Annotated in this window: 15 protein-coding genes; 6 read left to right on the top strand and 9 right to left on the bottom strand. The window is 73.2% G+C overall.

Going from position 1 to position 17,370, the window contains the following annotated elements:
* Positions 1 to 13: 13 nt before the first annotated feature.
* Positions 14 to 1,078 carry a polyprenyl synthetase family protein gene (locus AC4H2S_RS09055; protein ID WP_491496626.1) on the top strand — a complete coding sequence of 355 codons (1,065 nt, stop codon included), beginning with the start codon at positions 14 to 16 and terminating at the stop codon, positions 1,076 to 1,078.
* Positions 1,079 to 1,122: 44 nt separating this feature from the next.
* Here the strand turns inward: AC4H2S_RS09055 and AC4H2S_RS09050 are convergent, their stop codons facing one another.
* The 3 genes from AC4H2S_RS09050 to AC4H2S_RS09040 are packed head-to-tail and all read right to left on the bottom strand — an operon-like array spanning position 1,123 to position 2,487.
* Positions 1,123 to 1,557: a barstar family protein gene (locus tag AC4H2S_RS09050; protein WP_491496625.1), complete on the bottom strand. Its 435-nt coding sequence runs from the start codon at positions 1,555 to 1,557 to the stop codon at positions 1,123 to 1,125.
* A 31-nt stretch (positions 1,558 to 1,588) separates the two neighbouring features.
* A complete protein-coding gene (locus AC4H2S_RS09045; RefSeq protein WP_491496624.1) occupies positions 1,589 to 2,116 on the bottom strand; it encodes a guanyl-specific ribonuclease in 528 nt (175 codons plus the stop codon).
* A complete protein-coding gene (locus AC4H2S_RS09040; RefSeq protein WP_491496623.1) occupies positions 2,116 to 2,487 on the bottom strand; it encodes an Rv2175c family DNA-binding protein in 372 nt (123 codons plus the stop codon). The genes AC4H2S_RS09045 and AC4H2S_RS09040 overlap by 1 nt, the downstream gene beginning before the upstream one ends.
* Before the next feature lie 92 nt (positions 2,488 to 2,579).
* Here AC4H2S_RS09040 and AC4H2S_RS09035 point away from each other — a divergent pair, with 92 nt between their 5' ends.
* The 4 genes from AC4H2S_RS09035 to AC4H2S_RS09020 all read left to right on the top strand — a co-directional run bounded on the left by AC4H2S_RS09035 (position 2,580) and on the right by AC4H2S_RS09020 (position 7,921).
* Positions 2,580 to 3,380, top strand: a complete 801-nt coding sequence (locus AC4H2S_RS09035; RefSeq protein ID WP_491496622.1) for a glycoside hydrolase family 16 protein — start codon at positions 2,580 to 2,582, stop codon at positions 3,378 to 3,380.
* A 95-nt stretch (positions 3,381 to 3,475) separates the two neighbouring features.
* Positions 3,476 to 5,704, top strand: coding sequence for a Stk1 family PASTA domain-containing Ser/Thr kinase (locus tag AC4H2S_RS09030; RefSeq protein ID WP_491496621.1), 2,229 nt, complete (start codon positions 3,476 to 3,478; stop codon positions 5,702 to 5,704).
* A gap of 99 nt (positions 5,705 to 5,803) precedes the next feature.
* Positions 5,804 to 6,703: a DMT family transporter gene (locus AC4H2S_RS09025; protein ID WP_491496620.1), complete on the top strand. Its 900-nt coding sequence runs from the start codon at positions 5,804 to 5,806 to the stop codon at positions 6,701 to 6,703.
* A gap of 60 nt (positions 6,704 to 6,763) precedes the next feature.
* Positions 6,764 to 7,921: an NADase-type glycan-binding domain-containing protein gene (locus tag AC4H2S_RS09020; RefSeq protein ID WP_491496619.1), complete on the top strand. Its 1,158-nt coding sequence runs from the start codon at positions 6,764 to 6,766 to the stop codon at positions 7,919 to 7,921.
* On the opposite strand, the gene AC4H2S_RS09015 is transcribed toward AC4H2S_RS09020, so the two are convergent.
* The 5 genes from AC4H2S_RS09015 to AC4H2S_RS08995 form a co-directional block, all read right to left on the bottom strand.
* Positions 7,899 to 8,900, bottom strand: a complete 1,002-nt coding sequence (locus tag AC4H2S_RS09015; RefSeq protein WP_491496618.1) for a threonine aldolase family protein — start codon at positions 8,898 to 8,900, stop codon at positions 7,899 to 7,901. The two genes, AC4H2S_RS09020 and AC4H2S_RS09015, sit on opposite strands and share 23 nt — an antisense overlap.
* A 20-nt stretch (positions 8,901 to 8,920) precedes the next feature.
* A complete protein-coding gene (locus AC4H2S_RS09010; RefSeq protein ID WP_491496617.1) occupies positions 8,921 to 10,156 on the bottom strand; it encodes a hypothetical protein in 1,236 nt (411 codons plus the stop codon).
* A 227-nt stretch (positions 10,157 to 10,383) separates the two neighbouring features.
* On the bottom strand, positions 10,384 to 11,721 hold the full coding sequence (locus tag AC4H2S_RS09005; RefSeq protein WP_491496616.1) for a class II 3-deoxy-7-phosphoheptulonate synthase: 1,338 nt from the start codon (positions 11,719 to 11,721) through the stop codon (positions 10,384 to 10,386).
* Between the two features lie 111 nt (positions 11,722 to 11,832).
* Positions 11,833 to 13,203, bottom strand: a complete 1,371-nt coding sequence (locus AC4H2S_RS09000; RefSeq protein WP_491496615.1) for a metallophosphoesterase family protein — start codon at positions 13,201 to 13,203, stop codon at positions 11,833 to 11,835.
* A 67-nt stretch (positions 13,204 to 13,270) separates the two neighbouring features.
* A complete protein-coding gene (locus AC4H2S_RS08995) occupies positions 13,271 to 14,719 on the bottom strand; it encodes an APC family permease (RefSeq protein ID WP_491496614.1) in 1,449 nt (482 codons plus the stop codon).
* Positions 14,720 to 14,918: 199 nt separating this feature from the next.
* Between AC4H2S_RS08995 and AC4H2S_RS08990 the strand changes: the two genes are divergently transcribed.
* The gene (locus AC4H2S_RS08990) at positions 14,919 to 16,115 is read left to right on the top strand and encodes a pyrophosphate--fructose-6-phosphate 1-phosphotransferase (RefSeq protein WP_491496613.1); all 1,197 of its coding nucleotides are present in this window, start codon (positions 14,919 to 14,921) and stop codon (positions 16,113 to 16,115) included.
* A gap of 1 nt (position 16,116) precedes the next feature.
* Here the strand turns inward: AC4H2S_RS08990 and AC4H2S_RS08985 are convergent, their stop codons facing one another.
* The gene (locus AC4H2S_RS08985; RefSeq protein WP_491496612.1) at positions 16,117 to 17,364 is read right to left on the bottom strand and encodes an MFS transporter; all 1,248 of its coding nucleotides are present in this window, start codon (positions 17,362 to 17,364) and stop codon (positions 16,117 to 16,119) included.
* Positions 17,365 to 17,370: the final 6 nt, after the last annotated feature.

Genomic DNA, 17,370 nt, shown 5'->3' with positions numbered 1-17,370 from the left:
TAGGCTGCAGCGCGTGACCACCTGGGACCCCGCCGACTTCCGCGACCAGGTCCAGGAGGTGCTCGACGAGTTCCTCGCCGCCCGCGAGGCCGAGCTGGCTCCGCTCGGACCCGACGCAGGCCGGCTGGTCGCCGAGGCCCGGACGGCGGTGCGCGGCGGCAAGCGGTTCCGAGCGGCGTTCTGCCACTGGGGGCACCGCGCGATCCACCCGTCGGTGGTCGACGAGGCCGCCCTCGCCCGCGCCTGCGCCTCCCTCGAGGTGCTGCACGCGAGCGCCCTGGTCCACGACGACTTCATGGACGCCTCCGACACCCGGCGCGGCCGCCCGTCGACGCACCGCGCGTTCGAGGCCGAGCACCGCGCCGCCGGATGGCGCGGCGACCCGGAGCAGTACGGCGCGGCCGCCGCGATCCTGCTCGGCGACCTCCTGCTGGGCTGGGCGGGCGACATGCTGCGCGGCAGCGGGTTCGCCCCCGACGAGGTGGCGCCCGGGCTGGCGCTCTTCGAGCGGTGCCGCAACGAGGTCATCGCCGGGCAGTTCCTCGACGTGTCGGTGCAGGCGCGCGGGCGCGCCGACGTCGACACCGCGATGACGGTGCTGCGCTACAAGTCGGCCAAGTACTCCGTCGAGCGTCCCATCCACATCGGCGCGGCGCTCGCCGGCGCCACCTCCCGGCAGCTCGACCAGCTCGGCCGCTTCGGCCTGCCGGTCGGCGAGGCGTTCCAGCTGCGCGACGACCTGCTCGGCGTCTTCGGCGACCCCGAGGAGACGGGCAAGCCGGCCGGCGACGACCTGGTCGAGGGCAAGCGGACGGTCCTGGTCGCCCTCGCGCTCGACGCCGCCCCGCTCGCCGCCGCCGAGCGGCTCGACGCCGCGCTGGGGACCCCGCTCACCGACGCCGACGTCGACGAGCTGCGCGGCATCATCGAGGAGTCCGGAGCCCGCGCCCAGGTGGAGGCCGTCATCGGCCAGCTCGCCGACCACGCGGTCGAGGCGCTGCGGGCCGCCGACATCGACGCGCACGCGCGCGACGTCCTCATCGAGCTGGCGGCCGCCGCCACGCAGCGCACGGTCTGACCCACGCGCCCGCCGGGTGGGCCCGACGGGGAGTCCTGGGGGCCTCAGTCCAGGCTGGTGACGCCGGGCAGGAACGGTCCCTCGCCGCGCAGCAGCACGACGAACGGCACGCCCCGGTCGGCCTCGACACGTGAGCCCAGGACGCTCAGCGCGACGCTGAACGCCCTCTCGTCCGTCCGGGCCAGGGTCGCCCAGCCGTCCCACAGCAGCACGACGCCGTCGCGGTGCTCACCGATGTCGTGCAGGCAGTCGGCGAGGGCGTCGAAGTTCTGGCCGTAGTGGTCGGGGAAGTCGAGGGCCTGCCCCACCGCGGCGAGGAACGCGGGCTTGGTGTCGGCGCCGGTCCAGCCGTCGACGTGGCCGAAGCCCCACCCGGCGTGCTCCACCGCGTGGCGCACCTCCTCGACCTCGAACGCCGCGTGCCACAGGTGGATGCCGGGCGGCTCGCGTCCGGCCAGCACGGCGGCGAGCCCGCTCATGGACGTGCTCGCGTCGCTGGCTCGGTCACGTCTACCTCCGGATGCGGGAGAAGGAGCTGTAGTGGTCGCCGGTCCAGTAGAGCTCGCCGTCGTCGCCCGCGACGATGCGGCGGGCACCACGGTCGTCGAGACCCGGCGTGGGCACCGTGTACTCACGGTAGTGGCCCATCGGCCGGTCGGGCAGCAGCTCCTCGCGGTTGCCGAAGGTGCCGCCGTCGTGGTCCGGCTCGGGGAACGGGCCGCCCGCGTCGATCAGCTCCACCGTCCGCGCGGCCTCGGGCGGCAGGTCGGCGAGCCGGACGACCGGCAGGCCGTCGGACGTGGCGCCGGTCGGCTGGACCGTCGGTGTGGTCGTGGGTGTGGTCGTGGGTGTCGTCGTCGCGGTGAACCGGTGGCTCGGGGACGACGACGAGGACGACGGAGACGAGGACGACTCGTCGCCCGGCTCGGTCCCGCCCTTCCAGCCGCCGGTCACCAGCCAGACGACGAGCAGCACGGCCGCCACGAGCAGCAGCAGCCAGCGGTAGTGCTGCCTGCCCCTCGCGCCGGCAGGGGCCATCAGTACTCCAGCACCTGCGCGCGGCGCTTGACCTCGCTGCCGCGGTTCTCGCGCAGCGCGTCGATCGGACGGCCCGGCAGGTCGTCGTCGGTGAAGAGCCAGGCGATGCACTCGCGGTCGTTGAAGCGGTGGTCGTGCAGCAGCGTGAGCAGGCCGGGAAGACCCTTGACGACGAGACCGTCCTGGATGAAGTCCGCCGGCACCCGCGGGCCCGCGCCCGGCTCGGAGACCGCGGCGGCCAGCTCGTGGTCGCGGATCATGGTGCGCACCTTGCCGGGCGTGACACCGAGCAGCCTTGCGGCCTGGTCCCAGTCGAGCCATTCGGGGACGAGGGCGGCGAGGTCACGGTCGGCGAGGGGGACGTCACTCATGCGCGCAGCCTAGGTGAGGGTGGCCGCTGCGCGGCAGTCGCGGCCGACCAGGTGGGTTGTCGCCCCGGCGGCCGGTCCGTAGCGTGTCGTCGATGCACCCCCTCCGACCAGTCCTCGCGGCGACCCTCGTGGGCCTGCTGGCCCTGACGCTCTCCCCCGTGGTCTCCCCCGCCTCCGCCGACCACTACGACGGCGCCCCCGGACCGGTCCACGCCGGCAACACGTTCGGCTGGTACCAGCACGGCGTCTTCCGGCAGGAGTTCGTCGGCCCGAAGCCGGGGTTCTGGAAGAAGAAGGGTCGCGGCGTCGTCCGCACCCAGAACGGCATGCTGACCCTGATGAGCACCACGCGCGGCAGCGTGTCGGCCACGCTGGACCTCGAGGGCCACACCTACGGACGGTGGGAGATCCGGATGCGGGCGCGCACCATGTCGAAGGTCAAGGGCGGCAAGCCCTTCAAGGTCGTCACCGAGCTGGTCCCGGGCGGCACCCGTCACCAGCGCTGCGGCGGTCGCGACATCGCCCTCGAGAACTTCACGCTCGGCACCAACACGGTGAAGTCCTACGTGCACACGCTGCCCGACAACTCCTACCGCGGCTTCCTCGGGCGCCACCTGCGCAACGACCGCTGGCACACCTACGCCGTCGAGGTCGCCGAGGACCACGTCTCGTGGTTCGTCGACGCCCACGTCATCCACACCGAGCGCCGCGCCGAGGCGCTCGACCCGGTGCCGCGGCAGCTGAAGTTCGAGCTGCGGGCGCAGGACGGCAAGAAGATGGATCCGGCCCGGATGCAGATGGACTGGATGCGCTACTGGACGATGCGCGCGCCCAACGAGAAGTCGATCAAGGCCCCGCAGCTCGAGCTCAGCACGTTCCACGGAGCCTGCTGACGCCACGCCGGGGCCGCGCCTGAGCGTGGGCGGGGTCCCGGCTTCCGTACGATGGGCGCGCCGGTCCCTTCCCCGCCCGGTGATGGAGGTCGATCGTGGAGCCACCCGAGCACGCCCGCGCGACAGCGCCCGGCGCTGCTGGCGACCCCCTGGTCGGACGCCTCCTGGACGGTCGCTACCGCATCATCGCCCGGGTGGCGCGCGGCGGCATGGCCAGTGTCTACGAGGCCACCGACCTGCGGCTCGACCGCACGGTCGCCGTGAAGGTGATGCACCCCGGGCTCGGCGACGACCAGGAGTTCGCGCAGCGGTTCGTCCGCGAGGCGCGCGCCGCCGCCCGGCTCAACCACCCGCACGTCGTCGGCGTCTACGACCAGGGCGACGACACCTCCGACGGCACCGACACGATCTTCCTGGTGATGGAGTACGTGCCCGGCCACACGCTGCGCGACGTGATCCGCAAGGAGGCCCCGATGCCTCCCCGCCGGGCCGTGGCGCTGATCGAGCCGGTCGTCTCGGCGCTCGCCGCCGCCCACCGCGCCGGACTGATCCACCGCGACGTCAAGCCGGAGAACGTGCTCATCGCCGACGAGGCGCACGGCGGCGGCGTCAAGGTCGCCGACTTCGGCCTGGCCAAGGCGGTCAGCGCCGACACCCAGCACACCGCCACCGGGGGCGTGCTGATCGGCACCGTCTCCTACCTCGCGCCCGAGCTCGTCGTCGACGGCCGGGCCGACGCACGAGCCGACGTCTACGCGGTGGGCGTCGTGCTCTACGAGCTGCTGACCGGCACCAAGCCCCACGAGGGCGAGTCGCCCATCCAGGTCGCCTACCGTCACGTGCACCACGACGTGCCGATGCCGTCGCTCGCGCAGCCCGGCATCCCCGACTACGTCGACGCCCTGGTCGCCCGCGCGACGTCGCGCGACCGCGACCACCGCCCCGCCGACGCCACCGTCCTGCTGCACCACCTGCACCGCGTCGAGCAGGCGCTCCGCGAAGGCCTCGACTCCGACCCCGAGCTCGCCGCCGACCTGCTCCCCCGCCGTCCCAGCGCGGCGCCCGACGAGCCCGCCGTCGGCACCGACACGACGCCGGAGCCCTTCGACGCACGCGCGCTCGCCCTGCTCACCGAGGTCGACCCGCGCGACTCCGGGCTCGTCGACGACGGCACCCCGGATCGCACGACGGCCCTGGAGCGGCACCCGGCGGCACCCGCAGGTCCGTCCGAGGCGCCCGTCCCGGCCGGAGCGCCCGGCCGATCGGGAGCCCCCGCCACCGTGGCGATGAGCACCATGGACCCGGTGAGCTCCATGAGCCCCGTGGCCGCGGTGCCGCCCGCCACCGCCGCCCACCCCGCGGCGCGCGACGGCGCGCGCCCGGCTCCCGGCCGGGGGCCGAGTCGGCCGGCGCCGGTCACCACCACCGCCCGCCGCAGGTCGGTGAAGGGCCCCGTCGTGCTGCTGCTGGCCGTCCTGCTCGTCGCCGGCATCGCGGGAGGGGCGTGGTGGTTCGGCTGGGAGCGCTACACCACGACGCCCGGCGTGCTGGGACTCGACGAGGCGGCCGCGACCGCCGAGCTCGAGGACGCCGGCCTCGCGGCCGAGGCGGGCGAGCCGGCGCACTCCGAGAACGTCGCACCCGGGCTGGTGATCGCCACCGACCCCGGACCGGGCGGCAAGGTGCTCGACGGTGGCACCGTGACCCTCGTCCTGTCCCTCGGCCCCGAGCGCTACGACGTCCCCGACCTCACCGGTCAGACCGAGGACCAGGCCCAGGACTCGCTCGCCGCGACCAACCTCGCGTTCGGGTCGAGCAAGGGCCGCTGGAGCGAGACCGTGCCCGAGGGGCAGGTCATCCGCACCGCCCCGAAGGCCGGCACCACCCTCAAGCCGGGCGCCGAGGTCGACCTCGTCCTCAGCCGCGGCCGCAAGCCGATCGAGGTCAAGGACTGGACCGGAAAGTCCTTCGACGACGCGCGTGCCGCGCTGGAGAAGCGCCGATTGGCTGTCACCGTGAGCGCGGAGGAGCACAGCGACACCGTCCCCGAGGGCGACGTCATCTCGCAGGACCCGACGACCGGCACCCTCTACCGCGGCGACACCGTCTCGTTCGTCGTCTCCCTCGGCCCCGAGCTGGTCGAGGTGCCCCAGGTGCGGCGGATGGGCGTCGAGGCGGCCACCGAGCTGCTCGAGGACCTCGGGTTCGAGGTCGAGACCGAGCAGGCCGACATCTACCTCGGGCTCGGCTACGTCTCCGACTCCGACCCCGGTCCGGGCGAGAAGGTCCCCCAGGGCTCGACGATCACCCTGTTCCTGGTCTGACGCTCGTCCCGTCGCTCGTCCCGTCCGCGCGTCGCGTCCGTCCTGTCCACGCCGGCAGGCGGCGCCACCGGCTCTCTTCGGCTGGCCTAGCCTTTTTGCGTGACCGCCGAGCAGACCCGTCGTACGTCCCTGCTGGCGGCGGCCGCGCTGCTCGCGCTCGCCGCATGCTGGGGCTCGACGTTCTTCATGATCAAGGACCTGCTCGAGCGCGTGCCCACCCTCGACTTCCTGGCGGTGCGCTTCGGCATCGCCGCGCTCGTGCTGCTGGCGGTGGCGCCCAAGGCGCTCGGGCGGCTGTCGCCGGTCGTGTGCCGCCACGCCGTGGTCCTCGGCCTGCTCTACGGCGTCGCGCAGATCCTGCAGACCGCCGGGCTGGCGCACACGCCCGCCAGCATCAGCGGCTTCGTGACCGGCCTCTACGTCGTGTGCACCCCGCTGCTGGCCGCCGCCATCCTGCGCACCCGGATCCCGCCGGTCACGTGGGCGGCCGTGGCGCTCGCGACCGTCGGCCTGGGGGTGCTGGCGCTCAACGGCCTCAGCATCGGCTACGGCGAGCTGATCACGCTCGCCTCAGCGGTGCTCTACGCACTGCACATCGTCGGACTCGGCGCCTGGTCGACCGCGCAGGACGCGGTCGGCATGACGATCCTGCAGATCGTGGTCATCGCGGTGGTGTGCACCCTCGCGACGGCCCACGACGGGATCGTGCTCCCCGACCGGGCCGCCGACTGGTGGGCGGTGGTCTACATGGCCGTGGTGGTCGGCGCGCTCGGCCTGCTCGGCCAGACCTGGGCGCAGGCCCACCTGCCGCCGACACGCAGCGCGATCATCATGAGCATGGAGCCGGTGTTCGCCTCGCTCTTCGCCGTCTGGCTCGGCGGCGAGGACGTGACGACGCGCCTGCTGCTCGGCGGCGGGATGGTCCTGGTGGCGATGCTGACCGTCGAGCTCGCGCCGCGCCGCGCCGTCGAGGGTGAAGTGCCGCACATCGCCGTGTGAGCCGGCCCGCATCGTCGCGACTGCGCCCCCGAGGTGGGTGCACCCCCCTATCGTTGGGCCGTGGACACGTGTGTGGCGTGCGGCGCCGAGCTCGGGGTGGGGCGGTTCTGCCTCAACTGCGGGCACCGCATCGGCGCGCCCGCACCGACTCGTCCCGAGCCTCCCGCAGTGCCCCGCCCGGCGGCGGCGGCCGTCGACGGCCCGGCGGTCGCTGCGGCACCGGCGCGCGGTGCCTCCCCTGACGTCCCCGGCTCTGTCGACGACGCCGGCTCCGACCCCGCCGACCGGGCCGGCGAGCATCCCGGCCCCGCGCCGACCGCCACCGCCCAGTCACCCGTCCAGCCGCCCGTCCAGGCCGCGGACCCGACCCCGGTGCCCCCGACGCGCCCGCCCGCCAACGCCGACGCGCCGACCGAGGTCGCGTTCGGCCCCGAGCCGGAGCGCCCCGCGTGGGACCCCGGCGAGGACCTGCTGCCCTACGAGGAGGTCGACGACCTCGACAGCGAGCTGCCCGTGCGCGGCAAGGCGTGGATCGGGTGGGTCGTCGGGGCCCTGCTGCTGGTGGGCCTGGCCCTGCTGCTCCTCCGGGTCCTCGGCACCGACGGCGAGGACGTCGCGAGCGACCCGGCGGCGAGCAGCGCCTCCGCCGACCCCGACGCGTCCGGCCCCGGCCAGGGCGGGGGCGACAACGGGGCAGACGACGGCGACGACCAGGGGGACGAGCCCGCCGAGGGCACCAAGGCGCGCAACCTCGCCCGGGGATCGAGCTTCGAGGTGCCCGGCACCTCGCCCCCGACGACCGACCTCGACGGCAACCTCGTCGCCTACGAGGCCGCCCAGATGGGCGACGGCAACCCGGCCACCGCGTGGCGCACGGCCGGCGACGCCACCGGTGAGACCATCACGATCACGCTCCCCGAGCCCGCGGTCGTCACCCGCGTCGGGGTGATCAACGGCTACGCCAAGACGGTGGCGGGCGTCGACTGGTATCCCAACAACCGACGCACCCTCGCAATCCGGTGGGGCTTCGACGACGGCTCGTCGGTCGAGCAGGTGCTGGCCGAGCGACCGGGGATGCAGCAGCGCGACGTGCCTGCGGTGGAGACGTCGACGGTCACCCTCACGTTCGTCGACGTGACCGAGCCCGGCACGGGCAGCCTCGGGCGCGACTACACCGCGATCAGCGAGGTCAGCATCATGGGGCGGCCAGCCGACTGAGCACCGCGGCCGCCCGCTCGGCGTCGTCGCGCGAGATGTCGAGGTGGGTCACCAGCCGCACGGCCCGCGGCCCCACGGCCGCGATGCGCACGCCCTCCGCGGCCGCGCGCTCGACGAACGACACGGCGTCGGGGCGCTCGACGACGACGATGTTGGTGTCCACGTCCGCGGGGTCGAGACCGAGCGCCTCGCCCAGCAGCCGGGCGTGGGCGTGGTCCTCTGCCAGTCGGTCGACGTGGTGGTCGAGGGCGTACGCACCTGCCGCCGCGAGCACGCCGACCTGGCGCATCCCGCCGCCCATGCGCTTGCGCCGCACCCGCGCCGTCGCGATCGCGTCCGCCGAGCCCACCATCAGCGAGCCGATGGGCGCCCCGAGGCCCTTCGAGAGGCAGACCGCGAGCACGTCGGCGATGCGACCGTAGTCCGCGAGCGGCGTCCCGGTCGCCACGTGGGCGTTCCACAGCCGCGCCCCGTCGAGATGGACCTTCGTCCCGCTCTCGTCCGCCCACGCGCGCAGGGCCCGCAGGTCGTCGATCGGCAGGACCGTGCCGCCGGCGAAGTTGTGGGTGTTCTCCACCGACACCGCGGCGGTGCGCACGAAGAACGGGCCCATGTCGGGTGCGTACATCGTCTCGATCGCGGTCAGGTCGACCTGCCCGCGCGGGTGGGTCCAGGTGCGCATGGTGAGGCCGGTGATCGCGCCGTGCGCGCCGAGCTCGGCCCGCGCGATGTGGGCCGACGACTCGCACAGCACCTCCTCCCCCGGAGCCACGACGCTGGCCACGGCCAGCACGTTGGCCATCGAGCCGGTCGGCGTGAACATGGCCGCCTCGTGCCCGAACATGGCCGCGACCCGCTCCTCGAGCGCCGCGACGGTCGGGTCCTCGCCGTAGACGTCGTCGCCCACCTCGGCGCGGGCCATCGCCGCGCGCATCGGGTCGGACGGGCGGGTCAGGGTGTCGGAGCGCAGGTCGATCACGCGACCATCCCATCACGAGATCAGGGGCAGACCGCGGAGGTGGTCGGTGGCCCGTTCAGCGGGTTCGGGATGACCGTCCGCAGCGAGGGCGAGGCGCACGTGGGCGTCGGCTCCCGGGATGGCCGCGTGACCGCTCTTCCCCAACCGTCCGTCGACCGGGCGGGCGGAACATGGACCACGAAGAGCCTGCCGCGCACCGGCCCCACGGCCCGCGGGTCCGGGTCGTCTGGGCCCGACTGCTGGTCCGGCCCGTCGCTCGAGTCCGGGGCGCCGGTCTCCGCGGGCTCGACCCGGAGGTCGTCGCGCGGCAGCAGCCGCCAGCCGCTCTCGGGTCGGCGCATCCAGAGGCCCGCGTGCTTCGCGGTGACCGCGACAGCCGCTCCCGCCTCCATGTCGAGGACGGCCAGGTGGATGAGGAAGGCCGACGGCTCGTCCCCACAGCCCGGGTCCTCGCCCTCGACCGAGCGGGCCTGCTCCTCCTCCCCCACCGCGAGGTCGGCCGTCCACGTGACCCCGCCATCGTCGGAGATCTCGACGACCTCGTCCTCGATGCGCCAGCACGTCATGCCCGTGCGCTCGCACGCCACGCTCCCGAAGGTCGCAGGCTCGACCAGGTTGTCGTGGTCCTTCGCCGGGAAGTCGCTCACGGCCGCCGTGAGCGGATCGACCTTCAGCCAGTCATAGCCGTCCTCGACCACGAAGAACTCCTGCTGGTCGGTGCCCGTGAAGCGACCTTCGACCGCCTCGACATCCGTGGTCCCCGGGTCGGTCTCGCACGACGTCGCGCTCGTGGCGAGCACCCCCACCGGCAACAGCGCCGCTCCGAGCGCCACCCCGACTGTGTGCCGCCACCCACCCTCCACGCGGAGGGCGACCGAGCGGTGGACCCACCAGGCGGCACCGAGCGCCGGGAGGGCGAGGAGGTCGGTCGCGTCGGCGCGGATCATGGTCGGCGTGCCGAAGAGGCTCCAGGCCGCACTGGTCAACGCGGCCCCGGCCACCGACGTCTTGCAGAAGACGAAGCCGGCGCCGGTGGCCGCCAGCGCGACCTGCGCCGACCGCGGTACGCCCAGCAGCGCCAGCAACGTGGCGAGCAGCAAGGGCGCGACGACGAGCCCGGCGACGTCACTCAGCTTGCCGGTGACCCAGCCCGGCCACGCCTGCTTCAGCACGTGGTCGTTGAGCACAAGCACCACCAGTGCGAGCACCGCACCCGGGTGCGTCAGTGCTCGCAGCGCCGTGCGTACGTCCCCCATGCGCCGAGGATGGACCCGCGCCGCACCGGACGTGCCTCGTCCGCCTCACGATCCGGTCACGAAATGCGCGTCGCCCGTTGGGCGGTGGGCCAGCAACCTTTCTCGTCCCCGAAACGGTTGCCCACTCACCGCCTCACGGCGACCCCAGCCACCAGCGGTGCGCCAGCAACCTTCCGTGCCGAGGAAAAGGTTGCCCACTCACCGGCCCACGGCAACCGCAGGAGCGCTCAGGCCTTGCGCAGCATCTCCGCGACGAGGAAGGCGAGCTCGAGGGACTGGACCCGGTTGAGCCGCGGGTCGCAGACCGACTCGTAGCGGTGGGACAGGCCGACCTCGTCGATCTCCTCGCCACCGCCGACGCACTCGGTGACGTCGTCACCGGTGAGCTCGACGTGGACGCCGCCGGGCCAGGTGCCGAGGCTGCGGTGCACGTCGAAGAAGCCCTGGACCTCCTCGATGACGTCGTCGAAGCGGCGGGTCTTGTAGCCGGAGGAGGCCTCGAAGGTGTTGCCGTGCATGGGGTCGCAGACCCACGCGACGTTGAGGCCCTCCGCGCTGACCTTCTCCACCAGGGCGGGCAGGCCGTCGCGGATCTTGCCGGCGCCGAAGCGGGTGATGAACGTGAGCCGCCCGGGCGTGTTGTCCGGGTTGAGCCGCGCGGCGTAGGCCAGCGCGTCGTCGGGCGTGGTCGTCGGACCGAGCTTGATGCCGATGGGGTTCTTGATCTTCGACAGCAGCTCGACGTGCGGCCCGTCGAGCTGGCGGGTGCGCTCACCGATCCACACGAAGTGCGCCGAGACGTTGTAGGGCAGGTCGGTGCGGGAGTCGATGCGGGTCAGGGCCTGCTCGTACTCCAGCAGCAGCGCCTCGTGGCTGGAGTGGAAGTCGACGCGGTGGAACTCGTCGGGGTCGGCGCCGATCGCCTTCATGAAGGTCAGCGCGCGCTCGATCTCGTCGGCCACCGCCTCGTAGCGCTCGCCGAACGGCGAGCTCTGCACGAAGTCGGTGTTCCAGGTGTGCACCTGGCGCAGATCGGCGTAGCCACCGGTCACGAACGCGCGGACCAGGTTGAGCGTCGCCGCCGAGGAGTTGTAGACCTCGACCAGGCGCTGCGGGTCGGGGATGCGGGCCTCGGGGGTGAAGTCGTAGCCGTTGACGGCGTCGCCGCGGTAGGCCGGCAGCGTCACGCCACCGCGGGTCTCCTCGTCGGAGCTGCGCGGCTTGGCGTACTGCCCGGCGAGCCGGCCCAGCTTGACGACCGGCACCGAGGCGGCGTAGGTCAGCACGACGGCCATCTGCAGCAACACGCGCAGCTTGTTGCGGACGTTGTCGGCGGTGACGCCGGCGAAGGTCTCCGCGCAGTCGCCGCCCTGGAGCAGGAACGCCTCGCCCCGGGTGACGGCGGCGATCTTGTCGGTGAGGTCGTCGCACTCGCCCGCGAAGACGAGCGGCGGCGCGGTCCTCAGTCGGGCCACGGCCGCATCGACCGCCCCGGCATCGGGGTAGGTCGGCTGCTGGAGGGGCCCGAGCGCGTGCAGCTGCTCGAGGGTGGGGATGGCGCTCACGCGACAAGGGTACGGCGACGCCGGCCCCCTGCCCGAACCGTGACCGCTCCCTGAACGCGTGACCCCCGGCACGGACGCCGGCGGGCGGGCGCCTGCGACGCAGTGCGGGGCTCAGCCGCGCGGGACGAGCACGCCCTCGGCGTCGTCGACGCGCACGCCGCCCGCGCGGGTGCGGCTCGCCACCAGGGTGCCGGTGACGATCGAGCGGGCGGGGTAGGAGATCTGCGCCGGCGCCCCCTGGCGCGAGGTGGTCCAGAGCCGGGAGTCGAAGCCGACGGTGCCGCGGAACTGGCGGTTCTCGAGGACGAGCCGGTCCTGCGTGGCCTGCCCCACCACGTAGGACGCCTCGCCGCGGTAGAAGAGGGAGCCGTGCGACACCTCGAGGATGCCGTCGCGATGGCGGACGGTCTGGTCGTGCACCTCGCCGCTGAGGTAGACGTCGACTCCCCCGTCGACCATCGTGCGCCACAGGTCGGACGAGCGGCCCTTCTCGTAGACCAGGTGGGTGGAGTTGCGCACCCGCACCGCACCGGGCATCGGCGTGTGGGCCTGCACCATCACCCACGGCACGTCGTCGCGCTCGGCGCGCCGCAGCACCCCGGCCAGCCACCGGAGCTGGGCGGGGTCGACCGAGACGTGCACGTCGCCACCGCGCCGCTCGAAGACGTCGAGGGTCACCAGGAGCACGTCGCGGTCGAGCCGCACGGCGTAGGCGGTGTGCCGGGCCGGCCCGCGCCGGGGACGGTCGGCGAACCGGGGTCGACCGTCACTCCCGCTCAGCGCGTGCTGGGCGAAGACCTGCTTGAACTGCGGGAGGTGGCGGCGCTTGAAGTCGATCCAGGGGTTGCGCTGCCGGACCCGCCACGGGTCGTCGCCCATCTCGTGGTCGCCGACCGCCGGGTAGGTGGTCAGGCCGCGGTCGGCGAAGCGCTCGAACCAGGCCGGGTAGTAGACGTCGGCCGCCCGGCGCCACGCGCGCAGGCGCTGGGCGTCGGTGCGGACCGGGCCGAACACGCCGGTGCGGGAGTCGTCGCGACCCCAGCGGCCCTCGACGAGGTCGCCCGCGACCAGGACGTCGTCGGCGCCGTGGGTGGCCATCTCGTCGATGACCCGGCCGAGAGCGGTCTCGTAGTCCGCGTTGGTCGAGTTGGCCACCTCGCCGGTGGCCGCGACGACGTGCTGCCGACGGCCGCCCGCGGTGAGGTCGGCGACGTCCTGGTTGAGGAAGTCGGGTGCCGAGACGAACCGGTAGGCCCCGGCCAGGTCGGGCGCGGACGGCACCGGCGGGCGGTCGCGGGGGCCACGGGCGCGGTCGGACGCCGCGCCCGACGCCCCGGCGGCGGACGAGAGCGACGCGCTCGGCGCGGGGTAGTCCGACCCCGGCGCCGCGCCGGCCGAGGGCCCGGACGGGGCGACCGCGGAGCATCCGAGCGCACCGGCGACGAGCACCGCCAGCAAGGGCCCGAGAGGTCGTCGCGTCACCCGGACAACCGTAGAGGGAACGGCCGACTTCCGCGCGAGGGACCCGCGCATGTCGCCGCCCGGCGCGTCACTCGTCGAGGTGGTCGATGTCGCGGAACCCGGTCTTCTTGGCCCGCACACCGCGGTTGGTCATCCAGGTCAGCGCCCACAGCACCACGCCGATGGCGAGCAGCCCGGCGGCGATCTTGTACTGCACCATGTCGGCCTCGAGCCTCGCCCACGGCCCGAGGAGGTAGCCGCAGCAGACGGCGCCGACGACGGGCAGGAACGACGGCGCGCGGAACGCGGCGTCCGGCGTGGGGTCGCGCCGCAGCACCAGGCAGGCGATGTTGACGATCGTGAACACCGCCAGCAGCAGGAGCGCCGTGGTGCCCGAGAGCGCACCGACGACCGAGGACTCCGAGTCGAGGGTGACCACCGTGATCAGGGCCAGCGCCAGCAGCGTGGTGAAGAGGATCGCGGTCCACGGCGACCGGCGACCGGCCAGCACCTTGCCGAGCGAGCGCGGGAGCACGTCCTGGCGCGCCATGCCGTAGATGAGCCGGCTCGCCATCAGCATGTTGATGAGGGCGGTGTTGGCGACCGCGAAGACGGTGAGGAACGGGAAGACGGTGTCGATCGGCAGGTCGGGGGCGCCGATCTTGACCACGTCGAGCAGGATGCCGGCCTCGGCGTTGGTCGGCTCGAGGATCTGCCCCGACGGGATGACCGCCACGACCGAGATGGCGACGAGCATGTAGATCACGACGGCGATGCCCAGGCCGGTGAGCATCGTGCGCGGGAAGATCCGCAGCGGGTCCTGGGTCTCCTCCACCATGTTGACGGAGTCCTCGAAGCCAACCATCGAGAAGAAGGCGATCGCCGTGGCGACGGTGACCGCCATGAAGAGGCCCTTGTCATCGGGGCTCTCGAAGACCGTGATCCGTCCCAGGTCACCGTCGCCGCGGCCGACCACCCAGATGCCGATGCCGATGACGATGGCGAGGGCCGTCATCTCCACGATCGTGAGGAGCACGTTGAACTTCACGCTCTCCCCGACGCCGCGCAGGTTGATCGCGGCCAGCACCACCATGAAGACGAGCGCCGTCACGAGGGTGGCGGTGGTGCTCGGGTCGTCGTTGCCGAAGCCGATGAGCAGGTTGGCGGCCAGGAGGTTGGAGGACGTCGAGGCGCTCGTGACGCCCGAGCACACCACCGTGAAGGCCACCAGGAACGTGATGAAGTGGATGCCGAATGCCTTGTGCGCGTAGAGCGCGGCGCCCGCGGCCTGCGGGTACTTCGTGACCAGCTCGAGATAGCTGAACGCCGTCACCGTCGCGACCGCGAAGGCGACCAGGAACGGCAGCCACGCGATGCCGCCGACCTGACCGGCCAGCTTGCCCGTGACGGCGTACACGCCGGCGCCGAGGATGTCGCCGACGATGAACAGGAGCAGCAGCTTGGGGCCGAGCACCCGCTTGAGCTCGGTGGACCCCGATCCGTTGACGTCCTGCTCCGCGGCTTCTGTCGCGCTCATCCGAGGCTCCCATCGTCGGCCCGTGCCCCCGCACGGCGTCCCCTCACAATGGCCCTGCCGCGCAGACGTGGCAACCACCCCTGCACCCCGGACGACGTCGTGTCGCGCGCGGAGCGCCGGCGGCACGACCGAAGGGGTGAGCCGGGCGGCCCGATGGACGCCCTACCGGGCATGTGAACGATCCAACTACCCTTCCCCCATGCCGAAGCGTGTTGCGATCCTGACTGCCGGCGGCTACGCGCCGTGCCTGTCCTCCGCCGTGGGGGCACTCATCGAGACCTACGACGCCACCGACCCCGACATCGAGCTCATCGCCTACCGGCACGGCTACCACGGGCTCTTGACCGGCAACAGCATCACGGTCGGCCCCGAGGAGCGCGCCGGTGCCGCCCTGCTCCACCGGTTCGGCGGGAGCCCGATCGGCAACAGTCGCGTCAAGCTGACCAACGACGAGGACTGCCGCAGGCGGGGCCTGATCGGCGAGGGCGAGTCCGCCCTCGAGGTGGCCGCCGCGCGACTCAAGGCCGACGGCGTCGACGTGCTGCACACCATCGGGGGCGACGACACCAACACCGCGGCGGCCGACCTGGCGGCGCACCTCGCCGCCCAGGGCTCCGAGCTGACGGTCGTCGGCCTGCCCAAGACCATCGACAACGACATCGTCCCGATCCGGCAGAGCCTCGGCGCGCAGACCGCCGCCGAGGAGGCCGCACGCTTCGCCCGCAACGTGCTCGCCGAGCACGGCTCCAACCCGCGGATGCTGATCGTGCACGAGGTGATGGGCCGCGCCAGCGGCTGGCTCACCGCGTCGGCCGCGCGCGACTACATGGCCTGGCACGCCGAGCAGGAGTGGCTGCCCGGCATCGGCCTGGACCCGCGCACGTGGGCGATCCACGCGGTCTACGTGCCCGAGATCGGCATCGACCTGGCCGCCGAGGCCGAGCGGCTGCGCGAGGTGATGGACGAGACCGGGTGCGTCAACATCTTCCTCGCCGAGGGGGCCGGCATCAACGACATCGTCGCCGACCTCGAGGCGGCCGGGGAGACGGTCGGTCGCGACCCCTTCGGCCACGTCAAGATCGACACGATCAACCCGGGGCAGTACTTCGCCGGCCACTTCTCCGAGGCCATCGACGCGGAGAAGACGATGGTGCAGAAGTCGGGCTACTTCTCCCGCTCGGCGCCGGCCAACGAGACTGACCTGGCCCTGATCCGCGAGATGGCCACGCTCGCCGTCGCCTGCGCCCTCGAGGGCCGGGCGGGCGTCATCGGCCACGACGAGGACCGCGGCGACGAGCTGCGCGCCATCGAGTTCGAGCGGATCGCGGGCCACAAGCCGTTCGACGCCTCGCAGCAGTGGTTCACCGACCTGCTCGCCGACATCGGCCAGGCCTGACCTACGCCGCCTCCGGCTCCGCCTGCCCGGTGCGGTCGGTGACCCGCCTCCCGGCGGCCGGCAGCACGCGGGGCAGCCGCTGGAGGTAGGCCGCGCTGACCACGGCGACCAGCGCCAGCACCCACCACACCGTGGTCTGTCCGTGCGCGAGCAGCCAGGTGAACGCGATCGGGGTCACCGCTCCGCCGATGCCCCAGCTGAGCTGGAACAGCCCGAGGTAGCGGCCGCGGAGGTGGTCGGGGGCGGCCTCGGCGGCCGTCGCGCTGAACACCGGCCCACCCGCGAGCTCGCCGCCGGTGTAGACGGCGACGCCGACCAGCATCGCCACGGCCGCGAGCCACACCGGCAGCCAGCCGGCCACGACGAACAGCGCGTAGCCGGCGACGAAGGCGACCTGGGCCAGGCCCATCATCCGGGCCCGGACCTGCCCGTTCATCCGGCGTACGACGAGTCCCTGGCACAGCCCGACCATCGCGGTGTTGAGGGTGAAGATCGCCCCGACCACCCAGCCCGGGAGCTCGATGGTCTCGGCGACGTAGACCGGCAGCGCGAAGTTGAGCACCATCATCCCCGCCACGAACCCGAACTGGCCCGCCACCAGGCGCAGGTAGGCCCCGTCGCGGAGGACCACACCCCATCCCTCCACCGGCGCGTCGTCCGCATGGGCGGCGCGGTGGTCGGGCACGTCGAGGAGCAGGACGAACGCCAGGAGGAAGGTCACCGCGTTGACCACCACGACCGACTGGTAGGCCATGTCGGTGCCGATCTGCAGCGCCAGGCCGGCCAGCACGCCGCCGACGGAGTAGCCGAGGTTGCGCACCGCCTGGAGGAAGCCGAACCACACCTCCCGCTCCCCCGGTGCCGAGATCGCGGTGACGACGTTGCCGAACGACCCCCAGAACGACTGGCGTCCAAGGTTGAGCAGGGCCGTCCACAGCGCCACGGCGAGCAGCGAGTCGGCCCACAGGTAGGCCACCATGCCGGCGGCCTGGACCAGGTTGCCCGCGAGCATCATCCGGCGCGGGCCGAACCGGTCGACGAGGCTGCCGATCACGAAGGCGCCCGGCATCGTCAGCACCGCGGAGAGCGACAGCGCCGTCCCGACCTGCACCAGGGACAGGTCGGTCATCGCGATGAAGTAGAGCAGCGTGATCGGCATGAACAGGCCGCTGCCCACGGTGTCGGCGACGATGGCCGCGACGAACCTGCGGTGCTCCCCGACGCGGGGGAAGCCGAGACGAGTCAGCACGTGCTC

This window comes from Nocardioides sp. Z13_37, from assembly GCF_058355585.1.
This window is presented reverse-complemented; position numbering and strand designations above follow the sequence as displayed.